The sequence below is a fragment of the Pseudonocardia zijingensis genome, from assembly GCF_042657305.1.
Taxonomy (GTDB): Bacteria; Actinomycetota; Actinomycetes; order Mycobacteriales; family Pseudonocardiaceae; genus Pseudonocardia; species Pseudonocardia zijingensis.
On sequence record NZ_JBHSKO010000003.1, the window covers coordinates 124801 to 137843 of the forward strand.

A 13043-nucleotide genomic window follows, 5' to 3' on the forward strand; every position below is an offset into this window, starting at 1 on the left:
GTGGAACGGCGCACGGGAGAACCGCGCCCTGGCTGGGAGCGCACCATCCGCGAGCAGGGCATGGTCTTCGACACCCCGGGCCGTGGCGTCGGCGGAGCGCCCCGTCCGTACTGGGACGAGTCGGTGCACTACACGTTCTCGATGGACGAGATCCTCTCGCTGGAGGCCGACGTCGAGGTGATCCACTCGATGTGCCTGCAGGCCGTCGACCACGTGGTCACCAGCGAGCGGTTCCGCGATTTCGCCCTGCCGGAATGGGCGTTCGAGGCGGTGGCGGCGTCCTGGCGGCGCAGCGACCCGCACGTCTACGGCCGCTTCGACCTGCGCTACGACGGCAGCGGCCCGGCCAAGCTGCTGGAGTACAACGCCGACACCCCCACCACGCTGCTCGAGGCGTCGCTGCTGCAGTGGTACTGGCGGGGGGACGTCCACCCCGACGACGACCAGTGGAACTCGCTGCACGAGTCGCTCGTGGAGCGCTGGTCGGAGATCAAGGGGCGGCTGCCGGGCGGCGAGGTCCACTTCACGTGGTCGGGCAGCGAGACCACCGGCGAGGACCACGTCACCGTCGGCTACCTGCAGGAGACGGCGGCCGAGGCCGGCCTGGACACGGTGGGGCTCGCCATCGAGGACATCGGCTGGGACGCCGCCCTCGACCGCTTCGTCGACCTCGAGGAAGCCCCCATCGCGGCGATCTTCAAGCTCTACCCGTGGGAGTGGGTGCTCTCCGACCAGTTCGGCAAGAGCGTGGTCCGCAGCCTGCCGGAGACGCTGTGGATCGAGCCGCTCTGGAAGGCGCTGCTGTCGAACAAGGCGCTGCTCGCCGTGCTGTGGGAGATGTTCCCCGGCCACCCCAACCTGCTCCCCGCGTACCTCGACCAGCCGGGGCTGCTCACCGAGTACGTCCGCAAGCCCCGCCTGGGCCGTGAGGGCGCGAACATCTCGATCGTCGCGCCCGGCATGGAGCACCAGACGGGTGGTGTGTACGGCGAAGAGGGGTACGTCTACCAGCTCTTCGACCCGCTCCCCGAGTTCGACGGCTACCGTCCCGCGCTGGGCGCGTGGGTGGTCGGTGACGCCGCGGCCGGGCTGGGCATCCGCGAGACCGTCGGTCTGGTGACCGACGACGGCGCGGCGTTCGTCCCCCACCGCATCCCCGCAACCTGATGCTCCCCATGGAGGTAGTAGTCGTGACGCTGGCCCAGGTCGGTCCCGGTTTCGCGGAGGTGATCGGCCGGGGCATCGGCGCGATCCTGCTCTACGCCGTGCTCGGCGTCCTGTTGATGCTGCTCGGCTTCTACGCCGTCGACCTCACCACGCCGGGCAAGCTCAACCGGATGGTGCGCGACGGCCTCCCGAACGCCGTGGTGGTCACGGCGGCCGGGATGGTGAGCATGGCGTTCATCGTGGTCGTCGCGATCTACGGTTCCACCGGCGGGCTGCTCGAGGGGCTGCTCGCGAGCCTGATCTTCGGTCTCGTCGGGATCGTGGCGCAGGTCGGCGGGGTGCGGCTGCTGGAGTGGGTCACGGGGATCGACATCGGTGCCGTCCTGACCGCCGACACCATCCGGCCCCAGGCGTTCGTCGTCTCGGCGGCGCACGTCGCGCTCGGCCTCGTCGTGGCGGTCGCGATCCTCTGAGCCGGGTTCACGCGCCGGCCCGCACCTCGTCGGCGAGGGACCGGTCCAGCGCCACCCGCACCAGGGCCGCCGCGAGCGGCGCGAGCTGCGACCCCGGGGCGAGGCGGGCCAGCTCGTCGGCGTCCGCGGGCAGGCCGACCCGGCGCGCGCCGTCCAGCGCCTTGCCGTCGATCGCGGGCCGCAGCTCCGGCCAGACGTCCTGGGCCTCCCGGCAGAAGATGTCGGCGCCGACCGGCCCCAGCCGCGGGAACCCGGTCAGCGCCTCCCGGATCCGCGCCGGGTCCCGCTCGGCGCGCTCGCGCAGCTTCCGCAGGTCGTCGCGGTACTCGCGGTGCACGAGTTCGGCGCCCTCGCCCAGCGCGGTCGCGGTGCTCTCGTCATAGCGCTTGTAGCTCGCCCGGCTGAGCGCGTCCACGCGGTCCTGCCACGACGCCTCGCGCATCTTCGCAGGCGTGCCCATCCCGGCGTCGGCGAGCGAGCGGGACGCGTCCACGGCGATGTCGGCCTTGATGCGGGTCGAGAGCAGGATCGACAGCACGAGCAGGCGGTAGAGCGGCGCGGGGCCGTCCTTCAGCCGGATCCCGGCCTGCTCGGCGTAGGTCGTCCCGGCACGGTCGAGCAGTGTCCGGAGGAGCTTGCGTTCGTCGGACATGGCCGAGGTGTACCCACCTGCCCGTCCGCTACCGTCGTCGCATGTCGAGTGTTCCCTCGCGGGAGCCCCGCCACGACACCGCCGGCGTCCCGCAGCGGCCCCGGCGGTCCTGGATCCGTCGTGCGGAGCTCGTCGACCGGCTCCGACGACCTCGGCTCGGTCGACGGCGTCGCAAGCCGCGGGTCGTGCGCGTGTGAGGGTTGACCCTCGACCATGTCGAGGCACGAGGGTCGCTGACGTGGAGAGCTCGAACGGGGCGGTGCGCACGATCGGCCGGGTGGCGCGCGAGAGCGGCCTCTCGGTGAGCGCGCTGCGGTTCTACGACGCGGCCGGGGTGCTGGCGCCCGCGAGCGTCGACCCGGCGTCCGGCTACCGGTACTACACGCCGGACCAGGTGGCGGTGGCGCGGCTGGTCGCGTCGCTGCGCCGGGTGCGGATGCCGCTGGCCGGGATCCGGGAGGTGCTGGCCCACCGGCACGACCCGGCCGCCGTGGACGCCGTGCTCGACCGGCACCTGCGCCGCCTGGAGCAGGGCCTGGCCGACGCCCGCCGCGAGCTCTCCCGCGCCCGATCGCTCGTCGCACAGGAGGTCCTCGTGCCGTCCACCACCGTCACCGTCCGCGGCGCCGACCTGGCCGGCGCATTGCGCGCCGTCCGGTTCGCCGTGGGGTCCGACCCGCAGCTGCCGGTGCTGTGCGGCGTGTTGTTCGACGTGGCACCGGATGCGCTCACGCTCGTGGCCACCGACCGGTACCGGCTCGCGACGGCGAGCGCGCCCGTCGTGCTGGTCGACGGCCCACCGGTGGAGGCGGTCCTGCCGGTGGAGCTTGTCGATGAGATCCCGCGGGCCGAGACGGTCTCGATCGTCGTGACGGGCGACTCCGTCCGCGTGGCCGCGGGGGAGGAGATCCTGCGGGGTGAGCCGATCGCGGAGCGGTTCCCCGACTTCCGCAGGCTCCTGCCCGCCGACCACGGCGAGACGGCCGTCGACGCAGCCGCCCTGCGCGCCGCGGTGGCGGCGTCGTCCGCGCGCCGGGTGTGCCACGACGGCGCGGAGCACGACGTGACGGTGCTCGCGGGCGGGCCGGACGGCGTCCACGTCACCGACGGGCCCGGGGTCGCGGTGAACCGCGAGTTCCTGCTGGAGGCGCTGGACGCCGGCGGCGACGGGCAGCTCCTGCTCACCCTCGACGGCCCGATCACGCCGCTGGTGATCGCGGCGCCCGCGGCGCGGTCGGTCTCGCTGCTGATGCCGGTGCGCACCTGAAGCCCCGGGCCCCCGGCGGCGGGTCCACGTAGCCTGGTGGGGTGCAACCTCCCCGCCTCGTCGCCACCGACGTCGACGGCACCCTCCTCGACCCTGAGGACAGGGTGTCGCCGCGCGCGCTCGCGGTGGTCGAGCGGCTGGTGGCGACCGGCGTCGGGTTCGTGCTCGTCACGGGGCGGCCACCGCGGTGGATCCCGCCCGTCGTGGCGCAGCTGGCCGTCAGCCCGCTCGCCGTGTGCGCCAACGGGAGCGTGCTCTACGACGCCGCGGAGGACCGCGTGCTGTGGGCCAACACGCTGGCCCCCGACGCGCTCGCCCGGATCGTCGAGGCGGCCACGGAGGCGCTGCCGGGGTGCGGCATCGCGGTCGAGCGGGTGGACCTCGGCGCGCCGTTCGTCGCCGAACCGGGTTACCTCGATGCGTGGGCCAACAGCGACCACGCCATCGCCGACCGCTCCGCGCTGCTGGGCGAGCCCGCGGTGAAGCTGCTCGTCCGCGACCCGCGGCTGTCGAGCGACGCGATGGTGGCCGCGCTCGAGCCGGTGATCGGCCACGAGGCCGACCTCACGTTCTCGCACCCGCGCGGGCTCGTGGAGGTCTCCCCGCCCGGCGTCACGAAGGCCACGGGCCTCGCCGAGGTGGCCCGGCGGCACGGCGTGCATGCCGGTGACGTCGTCGCCTTCGGCGACATGCCCAACGACCTGGAGATGTTGCGCTGGGCCGGCCACGGGGTGGCGATGGGCAACGCCCACCCGGCGCTGCTCGAGGTGGCCGACGAGGTCACCGCCAGCAACGCGGAGGAGGGCTTCGCGCTCGTTCTGGAGCGCTGGTTCTGACACGGTTCCGCCCACGCCCGGCTACGCACGGTGACCGGGCGTAGCATCGGGCGACGACAGCGCACTCCGTGCGGCCGCACGCCGCACCGACCACGCGGGCGTCCGGCCCGCCACGCCGTACTGGAGGCCCCACCTGTGGCCGAGCTCCTCGACCGCCCCGGCCCGCACGCCGTTCCGATCTTCGAGCCGGACGGCACGGTCGACGTGCCGCCCGCGGGGGGCGAGGTGCGGGTCCTGGAGGCCGTTCAGGGCGCGCTGGCCACACCACCCGTGGTGCGGGTCGCGCGCGGGATGTCCTTCTTCGGCGAGCACGCAGCGGGCTGGCTCGTGATGGGCGCGGTCGGCGCGCTGGTCGATCGCAGGCGGCGTCGTGACTGGGTCACCGCCACGGCCGCCGTGGCCATCGCCCACGGTGCGTCGATCGGGGTCAAGCGTGTGGTGCGCAGGCCGCGACCGCAGGACCCGCGCGTGCAGGTCCACGTCGGCACCCCGAGCCGGCTGAGCTTCCCGTCGGCGCACGCCACGTCCACCACGGCAGCAGCGGTGCTGTTCGGCGCGCTGCTGCGCAAGCCGCTCGCCGCCGCGCTCGTGCCCACGATGGCGCTCTCGCGGATGGTGCTCGGCGTCCACTACCCCACAGACGTCCTGGCGGGCTCCGCGCTCGGCGCCGCCGTCGCGTTCGCGGCCCGCAAGGTCGCCCGGAAGGAAGAGCGATGACCAGCACCGACGTGCCGGCCGAGCAGGCCACCCCGCCACGCACACCGGTGCGGGTGGTGCGCGGTGTCCTGCGCACGATGCGCCCCCGGCAGTGGGTCAAGAACGTCCTGGTGCTGGCCGCGCCGTTCGCGAGCGGCGACCTGTTGCGCGAGGGCATCGCCCTCGAACTCGCCGTGGCGTTCGTGGCGTTCTCGATCGCCGCGTCCGGCATCTACCTGATCAACGACGCCAACGACGTCGCCGCCGACCGGGCACACCCCACCAAACGCAACCGGCCGATCGCCGCGGGCATCGTTCCCGCCGGGCTAGCCATGGGCGTCGCGGTCGTGCTGCTGCTGGGCGCGCTCGCGCTGAGCTTCCTGGCCAGCGTGCAGCTGGCCGTCGTGCTCGCCGTCTACATCGCGGTGCAGCTGGCCTACTGCTTCTGGCTCAAGCACCAGGCGGTGCTCGACATCTGCATCGTCGCGTCGGGCTTCCTGCTGCGCGCCATCGCGGGCGGCGCCGCCACCGACATCGTGCTGTCCCAGTGGTTCCTGCTGGTGGCGGGCTTCGGCTCGCTGTTCATGGTGGCCGGCAAGCGGTACGCCGAGATGATGCTCGCCGAGCGCACCGGCGCGAAGATCCGCAAGTCGCTGGAGAGCTACTCGGCGTCCTACCTGCGGTTCGTGTGGGCGCTGTCGGCCACGATCCTGATCACCACGTACTCCCTGTGGGCCTTCGACATCGGCGTCGTGCGGCACAACCAGATGTGGTCGGTGATCTCGATCGTGCCGTTCGTGATCGCCGTGCTGCGCTACTCCGTCGACGTCGACTCCGGCAACGGCGGCGAGCCGGAGGAGATCGCGCTGGCCGACCGGGTGCTGCAGGTCCTGGCTCTGGCGTGGGTCGCCACGCTGACGCTCGCCGTCTACTCCTGATCGGTGCCGATGAAGGGCATCATCCTGGCCGGCGGGTCGGGCACGCGGCTGCACCCGATCACCCGGGCGGTGTCGAAGCAGCTGCTGCCCGTCTACGACAAGCCGATGGTCTACTACCCGCTGTCGGTGCTGATGCTGGCCGGGATCCGCGACATCCTGGTGATCTCCACCCCGCAGGACGTGCCGGCGTTCCAGCGGCTCCTCGGTGACGGCGGCGAGCTCGGCCTGCGGATCGGCTACGCCGTGCAGCTCGAGCCGAACGGGCTGGCCGAGGCGTTCGTGATCGGGGCCGAGCACGTGGGGTCCGACCCGGCTGCGCTCGTGCTCGGGGACAACATCTTCCACGGCCCGGGCTTCTCCGGGCTGCTGCAGCGCTCGATCGCCGAGATCGAAGCGGGGGACGCGGGCTGCATCCTGTTCGGGTACGCGGTGCGCGACCCGCAGCGCTACGGCGTGGCCGAGGCGGATGCCGACGGCAGGCTGCTGTCGATCGAGGAGAAGCCCGCCCTCCCGCGGTCGAACCGCGCGGTCACCGGGCTCTACTTCTACGACAACGACGTGGTCGGGATCGCGGCCGGGCTCAGGCCGTCCGCGCGCGGCGAACTGGAGATCACCGACGTCAACCGCGCCTACCTGGAGCGTGGCGACGCGAAGCTGGTGGACCTCGGCCGGGGGTTCGCCTGGCTGGACACCGGCACCCACGAGTCGCTGCTCGAGGCGGGCGAGTACGTGCGGGTGCTGGAGAACCGGCAGGGTGTGCGGATCGCCTGCATCGAGGAGATCGCCATGCGGATGGGCTTCATCGACCCGGCCGCCTGCTACGCCCTGGGCGAGCGCCAGGCAAAATCCGGCTACGGCGAGTACGTCATGGACGTGGCGAAGACCTTCGCCGGTTAGGAGTGCGTCGTGCAGGTCCTGGTGACCGGGGGAGCGGGCTTCATCGGCTCGCACTACGTGCGGTCGGTGCTGGCCGGCGCGTACCCCGCGTACGCCGACGCCGACGTCGTGGTGCTGGACCTGCTCACGTACGCGGGCACCCTCACCAACCTCGGTGAGTGGGTCGCCCACCCGCGGCTGCGCTTCGTGCGTGGCGACATCCGCGACCCCGAGGCCGTCGCGGGCGTCATGGCGGGCACCGACGTCGTGGTGCACTTCGCGGCCGAGTCGCACGTCGACCGCTCGATCGCCGGAGCGGGCGACTTCGTCTCCACGAACGTGGTGGGCACGCAGGTGCTGCTGCAGGCGGCGCTGGAGCACGGGGTGTCGCGGTTCGTGCACGTCTCCACCGACGAGGTGTACGGCTCGATCGAGCACGGCGCATGGCCCGAGACGCACCCCCTCGAACCGAACTCGCCGTACTCGGCGTCGAAGGCGGGCTCCGACCTGCTCGTGCGGTCGTTCCACCGCACCCACGGCCTGCCGGTCTGCATCACCCGCTGCTCCAACAACTACGGGCCGCACCAGTTCCCGGAGAAGGTCATCCCGCTGTTCGTCACCAACCTCCTCGACGGGAAGAAGGTGCCGCTCTACGGCGACGGCCAGAACGTCCGCGACTGGCTGCACGTGGACGACCACTGCCGCGGCATCCAGCTCGTGGCGGAGAAGGGCCGCGACGGCGAGGTCTACAACATCGGCGGCGGCACCGAGCTCACCAACGCCGAGCTCACCCGGCGCCTGCTCGACGCGGTGGGCGCGGACGAGTCGATGATCGAGCACGTGCCCGACCGGCTGGGCCACGACCGCCGGTACTGCGTCGACTGGTCCAAGATCGCCGACGAGCTCGGCTACGCCCCCGCGGTGTCGTTCGACGAAGGGCTCGCGGCCACCGTCCGCTGGTACACCGAGCACCGCGCCTGGTGGGAACCCCTCAAGAAGCGGACGTCCTGACGTAGTCGGCGAGCCGCTCCCGCCAGTCCGGGAGCTCCACGCCGGCCGCGGCGGCCCGGGACAGGTCGAGCACGCTGTTGAGCGGGCGGCGGGCGGCGTGCGGCTTGTCGGCGAAGTACTCGGCCGTGGTGGTGCCGGTGACCTGCAGGTCGCCGTGCCCGGCCAGGTCGAACGTGGCCCGGGCGACGTCGGCCCACGAGGCGGGTTCGCCGCAGCCGGTGACGTGGTAGGTGCCGTAGGGGGCGCCGCTCGCCACGAGGTGCACGATCGCGGCCGCCAGGTCGGTGGCGAACGTCGGGCGCCCCACCTGGTCGGCCACCACGGTGGGCTCGACGCCCTTCTCGGCCAGCCGCAGCATCGTGCGCACGAAGTTGCGGCCCTCGCCGACCACCCACGTCGGCCGCACCAGGTAGTGGCGTTCCACGCTGCGCGCCGCGATGTCCCCGGCGGCCTTGGAGGCGCCGTAGACCGACAGCGGCGCCACCGGCGCGTCCTCCGCGTACGGCTGGTCGGACCGGCCGTCGAAGACGTACTCGGTGGACAGGTGCACCAGCGTGGAGCCGTTGCGCCGGCAGATCGCGGCGAGCGCGGCCGGTCCGTCGGCGTTCACCCGCCACGCGGCGGGGCGGCCCTCGGCGGTCTCGGCGCCGTCCACGTCGGTGAACGCCGCGGCGTTCACCACGGTGTCGTAGGCCGCCCAGTCGATCGTCGCGGCGGCGGCGTCGGCGATGTCGAGGTCGGAGTGGCGCAACGCGGTGACGCGCGGCAGCGCCGCCACCAGCGCCCGCCCGACCTGGCCGCCTGCCCCGAGAACCAGTACCCGCACGTCAGACTCCTGTCGGGGCCACGGCCGAGAGCGGCGGGTGCCCGCGGTCCTTGTCGGAGCGGATCGCCTTGTCCTCGCCGATGGGCCACTCGATGCCCAGCGCGGGGTCGAACGCCTGGATCAGCGTGTACCGGGCGTCGGGCGTCCAGTGCTCGTTCACCAGGTACGAGTAGACGACGTCCGGGGTGAGCGTCTGGTACGAGTTGCCGCACCCGCGCGGCACGAAGATCGCGTTGCCGGGGTGCAGCTCGAACGTCTCCACGCGCCCGAACGACTCGCCGCCGCGCAGGTCCACGATCGCCGCGAACGCCCGGCCGTGCGAGAGCGAGATGAACTTGTCCCACGGCTCCGCGTGGATGCCGCGCGTGACCCCCACCTCGGCGTTGTAGGAGACGTTGCTCTGCACGATCTCGAACGGTGGGAAGCCGAGCGCCTCGAGCTTGGCGCGCTGGAAGCTCTCCTTGAACCAGCCGCGCCCGTCGTGGTGCACCACCAGGTCGACGTGCAGCAGACCGGGGATGGAGGTCTCCGCGACGCGCAGCTCGCTCATGCCTGCTGCTCCCGGGGGAGGGTGCGGACCCAGTCGAGGGTGGCGCGCAGCCCGTCGGTCAGCGCGGTCGGGGCCGGGAGCCCCAGCTCGGCCCGGGCGCGGGAGACGTCGAGGCAGCTGCGCAGCACCTCGCCCGGGCGCGCGGGCGCGAACTCCGGCTCGAACCCGTCCACGCCCGCGGCGGCGGCCACCGCACCGACGAGCGCGAGCACGTCCACCTCGGTGCCGGTGCCGACGTTGTAGACGTCGTGCGGGAGGTCCGCCGCCGCGGCGGCCGCCCGGTTGGCCGCCACGATGTCGCCGACGAACACGTAGTCGCGCGTCTGCCTGCCGTCCCCGAACACCGTGGGCCGCCTGCCCGTGAGCACCCGGTCGCAGAGGATCGCGATCACCCCCGCGTCGCCGCGCGGGTCCTGGCGCGGGCCGTACACGTTCCCGTAGCGCAGGGTCACGACGTCGAGCCCGTGGCTGCGCCGGAACCAGCAGCCGTACCGCTCCACGGTGCGCTTGCCCAGCCCGTAGGCCGACAGCGGGTCGGTCGGCGTGGTCTCCGGTGTCGGAACGACGTCGGTCTCGCCGTAGATCGCCCCGCCGGTGGAGGTGTTGACCACCCGGCGCACTCCCGCCGCCTGCGCCGCGGAGAAGACGTTGACCGAGCCGAGCACGTTGACCGCGGTGTCCGTGGCCGGATCCGCCATCGACTTCCGCACGTCGATCTGCGCCGCGAGGTGGAACACCAGCTCCGGCGCGAACGCCGTGACGGCGCGCCGCACCCCCGCCTCGTCCCGCACGTCCACCTCGGCGAGCTCGGCCGCGGGGGAACCTGCGAGGTTGGTGGGTGAGCCGTGGCTGAGGTCGTCGAGCACCAGGACGTCGGCGCCGTCGGCGACGAGGGAATCGACGAGGTGGGACCCGATGAAGCCGGCCCCGCCGGTCACTACCGCACGCACGGCGGGATGGTAGCGGCCGACCCGTCCGGACCACGCGAACGGCACTCGTGCCGTGCGCGTCGCGCATTCCTCCATGTGGGGGTGGTCGCCCGCGCGGGGCGCCGCGGCCGTCACACTGGGCCCGTGACTGCTCCGGAAGGCCGACCGCGCACCGACGCACCCGACTACGCCGAACGCCTGAAGAACCTGGAGCAGGCGCGGTGGAAGCGGTGGCTGGACGTGCAGGCCCCCTACCGCTGGAACATCCGCAGGCTGGAGCTCGGGCGCACCCTCGACGTGGGGTGCGGGCTCGGGCGCAACCTCGCCCACCTCGGCGGCGACGGCGTCGGCGTCGACCACAACGCGGCCTCCATCGAGCTGGCGCGGGCCCGGGGGCTCGAGGCCTACACGTCGGAGGAATTCCTCGCCGGCCCGCACGCGCGGGAGGGGGCGTTCGAGAGCCTGCTTGCCGCCCACGTCGTCGAGCACATGTCCGAGGAGGACGCCGTCGGGCTGCTGCGCACGTACCTGCCGTTCGTGCGCAAGGGCGGCAAGGTCGTGCTCATCACCCCGCAGGAGCGGGGCTACGCCACCGACGCCACGCACGTGCGGTTCTGCGGGTTCGCCGAGGTGGCCGCGTTGTGCGAGACGCTCGGGCTCACGGTGGCGCGGCAGTACTCCTTCCCGTTCCCGCGCCCGGTCGGCCGGGCGTTCCCGTACAACGAGTTCGTCACGCTCGCCCGGATCTGACGGACGGGCGGCGGCCACTACCGTGGTCACGTGAACCCCGCACGCCGGATCGGCACCGCGGCGCACCTCGCCGCGGGGCTCGGGGTGCTCGGAGCGGCGGGCTACGCGTTCGTAGCGGTGGTCGGCCACGTGTTCCACGGACCGGTCGACGCGGGCGCGCTCAACGCCCTCATCTCGCTGTACATGCTCGTGAACATCATCGGGCCCGGCGTGTTCGCGGCGCTCGAGCAGGAGACCAGCCGCGCGGTCAGCGCGGCGGCCGCCCGCGGGGAGCCCCTGCGCCCGGTCGCCCGCCGCGCCGGCGTGCTCGCGTTGTGGTCGTTCGCCGCGCTCGTCCTGGTCGTGCTCGTGGCCTGGCCGCTGGTGCTGGGCCGGGTCCTCGAATGGCGCCCGGGCCTGTTCGCCGCGCTGCTCGTGGCGATCGCCGGGTCCGGGGCGGTCTACTGGGCGCGCGGCCTCCTCGGCGGCCAGCAGCGCTTCCGGGAGTACGCCCGCACCCTCTACGTCGAGGGCGCGGTCCGGTTGCTGCCCTGCCTGGTGCTGCTGGCGTTCGCGCTGGAGGTGCCCTCGGCGTACGGGTTCGCGTTCGCGATCGGCTCGGCCCTGGCCGCGCTGAGCGTGGTGCCGGCGCTGCGGCTGCCCGCCACCGACGTCACGACGCCACCCGACGGCATGGGCCGCTCGCTGCTCTACCTCGCCGGGGCCATCGCGCTCAGCCAGCTGCTGGCCAACCTGGCCCCGGTCGTGGTGACCTACCGCTCGCCGGGCGACCTCGTGGCGGCGGCCGTCTTCGGGTCGACGTTCGTGCTCGCCCGCGTGCCGCTGTTCCTGTTCGCGCCGGTGCAGGCGGTGCTGCTGCCCCACGTCACGCGGGCGGCCGCCACGGGCAGGCGCGACGAGCTGACGCGGCGCCTGCGCCAGGTGCTCGCGCTGGTCACCGGCCTCGGCGCGCTCGGCGTGGCCGGCTGCGTCGTGCTCGGCCCCTGGGCGGCGGAGCGGCTGTTCAACACCGCCTACCGCCCATCGACGGCCACCCTCGCGCTCCTCGGCACTGCCACGCTGGTGATGATGCTGGCGCTGGTCGTGCAGCCCACGCTGGTGGCGCTCTCGCGTCAACGTACGGTCACGATCGGGTGGATCGCCGGTTCGATCGTGTTCCTCGTGGTACTGGTGATGGGGCCCGAGCCCATCGCCGCGGCGCTCACGGCCCAGCTCGTCGGCCCGCTCGTGGTGCTCGCCGTACTCCTGGTCGGCGTGCTCCGGGCGTTGCACGCGCCGTCCGCGGGCACGGGTGCGTCGCCTGTCAAGGGTCGCCGGTAGGTTGACGCGGCCATGCCTGGACAGAACGACCCGGAGGAGACCGGTGTGACCACCGTCGACGGCAGGCGCAACGAGGACGTCTGGGTCGTGATCCCGGTCTTCAACGAGGCGCCCGTCCTGGAGTCCGTCGTCCGGCAGGTCCTGGCGGTCTTCCCCAACGTCGTCTGCGTCGACGACGGCAGCAGCGACGGTTCCGCCGAGGCCGTGCTGCGCACCGGGGCGCACCTCGTGCGGCACCCCGTCAACCTGGGGCAGGGCGCGGCGCTGCAGACCGGGCTGACCTACGCGCGCGTGCAGCCCGGCGCGCAGTACTTCGTCACCTACGACGCCGACGGCCAGCACCGGCTCGAGGACGCCGCCGCGATGGTCGACGTCGCGCGCTCCGGAGCCGCCGACGTCGTGCTCGGCACCCGGTTCGCCGACCACGCCGAATCGGTGCCCCTGCTCAAGCGGGTCGTGCTGCGGGTGGCGGTACTGCTGAGTCCGGCCGGGCGGAAGCTGCGCCTCACCGACGCGCACAACGGCCTGCGGGTGCTCACCCGCCCCGTGGCCGACGACCTGCAGATCACCATGAACGGCATGGCTCACGCCTCGGAGATCGTCTCGTACCTCGGGCGTTCGAAGTGGCGGGTGCGGGAGATCCCGGTCTCGATCCGCTACACCGAGTACTCCCGCAGCAAGGGCCAGTCGTTGCTGAACGGGGTGAACATCCTGTTCGACCTGTCCGTCCGCCACCGGGGAGGCTGACCGGC

Annotated in this window: 15 protein-coding genes; 11 read left to right on the forward strand and 4 right to left on the reverse strand. The window is 73.1% G+C overall.

Annotated elements, in window-relative coordinates; genetic code table 11:
- Positions 1-1167 (forward strand): glutathionylspermidine synthase family protein, encoded by a 1167-nt coding sequence (locus ACFPL3_RS07770; protein ID WP_343941907.1) that lies wholly within the window; start codon positions 1-3, stop codon positions 1165-1167.
- 8 nt (positions 1168-1175) lie between these two features.
- The gene (locus ACFPL3_RS07775; RefSeq protein WP_379588641.1) at positions 1176-1640 is read left to right on the forward strand and encodes a DUF350 domain-containing protein; all 465 of its coding nucleotides are present in this window, start codon (positions 1176-1178) and stop codon (positions 1638-1640) included.
- 7 nt (positions 1641-1647) lie between these two features.
- Here the strand turns inward: ACFPL3_RS07775 and ACFPL3_RS07780 are convergent, their stop codons facing one another.
- Positions 1648-2292, reverse strand: a complete 645-nt coding sequence (locus ACFPL3_RS07780) for an endonuclease (protein ID WP_343941908.1) — start codon at positions 2290-2292, stop codon at positions 1648-1650.
- Positions 2293-2530: 238 nt separating this feature from the next.
- Here ACFPL3_RS07780 and ACFPL3_RS07785 point away from each other — a divergent pair, with 238 nt between their 5' ends.
- From ACFPL3_RS07785 to rfbB, 6 genes are all read left to right on the forward strand, one after another.
- Positions 2531-3559 carry a DNA polymerase III subunit beta family protein gene (locus ACFPL3_RS07785; RefSeq protein WP_343941909.1) on the forward strand — a complete coding sequence of 343 codons (1029 nt, stop codon included), beginning with the start codon at positions 2531-2533 and terminating at the stop codon, positions 3557-3559.
- Positions 3560-3600: 41 nt separating this feature from the next.
- Positions 3601-4395, forward strand: coding sequence for an HAD family hydrolase (locus ACFPL3_RS07790; RefSeq protein WP_343941910.1), 795 nt, complete (start codon positions 3601-3603; stop codon positions 4393-4395).
- Positions 4396-4572: 177 nt separating this feature from the next.
- Positions 4573-5112, forward strand: coding sequence for a phosphatase PAP2 family protein (locus ACFPL3_RS07795; protein WP_379588776.1), 540 nt, complete (start codon positions 4573-4575; stop codon positions 5110-5112).
- Complete coding sequence (locus tag ACFPL3_RS07800; protein WP_343941911.1) at positions 5109-6029, forward strand: decaprenyl-phosphate phosphoribosyltransferase; 921 nt, start codon at positions 5109-5111, stop codon at positions 6027-6029. The genes ACFPL3_RS07795 and ACFPL3_RS07800 overlap by 4 nt, the downstream gene beginning before the upstream one ends.
- Positions 6030-6038: 9 nt before the next feature.
- Entirely contained in the window at positions 6039-6926 is an 888-nt protein-coding gene (gene rfbA / locus ACFPL3_RS07805) for a glucose-1-phosphate thymidylyltransferase RfbA (RefSeq protein ID WP_343941912.1), read from the forward strand.
- Between the two features lie 9 nt (positions 6927-6935).
- Positions 6936-7916, forward strand: coding sequence for a dTDP-glucose 4,6-dehydratase (rfbB, locus tag ACFPL3_RS07810; protein WP_343941913.1), 981 nt, complete (start codon positions 6936-6938; stop codon positions 7914-7916).
- Here the strand turns inward: rfbB and rfbD are convergent.
- Genes rfbD through ACFPL3_RS07825 form a run of 3 tightly spaced genes read right to left on the reverse strand, consistent with a single transcriptional unit; the run spans position 7897 to position 10242 of the window.
- Positions 7897-8742, reverse strand: coding sequence for a dTDP-4-dehydrorhamnose reductase (rfbD, locus tag ACFPL3_RS07815; protein ID WP_343941914.1), 846 nt, complete (start codon positions 8740-8742; stop codon positions 7897-7899). The two genes, rfbB and rfbD, sit on opposite strands and share 20 nt — an antisense overlap.
- Before the next feature lies 1 nt (position 8743).
- Positions 8744-9292: a dTDP-4-dehydrorhamnose 3,5-epimerase family protein gene (locus ACFPL3_RS07820; RefSeq protein ID WP_343941915.1), complete on the reverse strand. Its 549-nt coding sequence runs from the start codon at positions 9290-9292 to the stop codon at positions 8744-8746.
- Entirely contained in the window at positions 9289-10242 is a 954-nt protein-coding gene (locus ACFPL3_RS07825; RefSeq protein WP_343941916.1) for an NAD-dependent epimerase/dehydratase family protein, read from the reverse strand. The genes ACFPL3_RS07820 and ACFPL3_RS07825 overlap by 4 nt, the downstream gene beginning before the upstream one ends.
- A 123-nt stretch (positions 10243-10365) precedes the next feature.
- Here ACFPL3_RS07825 and ACFPL3_RS07830 point away from each other — a divergent pair, with 123 nt between their 5' ends.
- The 3 genes from ACFPL3_RS07830 to ACFPL3_RS07840 are packed head-to-tail and all read left to right on the forward strand — an operon-like array spanning position 10366 to position 13038.
- Positions 10366-10971 carry a class I SAM-dependent methyltransferase gene (locus ACFPL3_RS07830; RefSeq protein WP_343941917.1) on the forward strand — a complete coding sequence of 202 codons (606 nt, stop codon included), beginning with the start codon at positions 10366-10368 and terminating at the stop codon, positions 10969-10971.
- Between the two features lie 30 nt (positions 10972-11001).
- Positions 11002-12291, forward strand: a complete 1290-nt coding sequence (locus tag ACFPL3_RS07835; RefSeq protein ID WP_343941918.1) for a lipopolysaccharide biosynthesis protein — start codon at positions 11002-11004, stop codon at positions 12289-12291.
- A 45-nt stretch (positions 12292-12336) separates the two neighbouring features.
- Positions 12337-13038 (forward strand): glycosyltransferase family 2 protein, encoded by a 702-nt coding sequence (locus ACFPL3_RS07840; protein ID WP_343941919.1) that lies wholly within the window; start codon positions 12337-12339, stop codon positions 13036-13038.
- Positions 13039-13043 lie beyond the last annotated feature (5 nt).